We start from the raw sequence: 416 nt of genomic DNA on the forward strand, positions 1-416 counted from the left end.
GGCCAACATCGGCAAGACCATCATCGCCCACGTGCCGATGCGCGATGGCGAAGTGCAGGAGACCGGTGATTTCGAGCTGGATGGCGTGACCTTCCCGGCCGCCGAGATCCAGCTGGAATTCATCGATCCGTCCGATGACGGCGATGCGGGCGCGATGTTCCCGACCGGCAACCTGGTCGATACCCTGGACGTGCCGGGCGTTGGCAGTTTCGAGGTGACCATGATCACCGCCGGCATTCCGACCATCTTCCTCAATGCGGCCGACCTGGGCTACACCGGCACCGAACTGCAGCCGGCGATCAACGAAGACAAGGCCGCGCTGCAGAAGTTCGAGACCATCCGCGCCTACGGCGCCTTGCGCATGGGTCTGATCAAGAACCTGGAAGATGCGGCCACCCGCCAGCACACGCCGAAGG

At 63.9% G+C, this 416-nt stretch carries 1 protein-coding gene; it reads left to right on the forward strand.

Going from position 1 to position 416, the window contains the following annotated elements; all coding sequences use genetic code 11:
* The coding region (locus tag JWG88_RS21410) for a PrpF domain-containing protein (RefSeq protein ID WP_306793155.1) at positions 1 to 416 on the forward strand (416 nt) is incomplete at both ends.

This window comes from Desulfopila inferna (assembly GCF_016919005.1).
In the GTDB taxonomy this organism is placed as follows: domain Bacteria; phylum Desulfobacterota; class Desulfobulbia; order Desulfobulbales; family Desulfocapsaceae; genus Desulfopila_A; species Desulfopila_A inferna.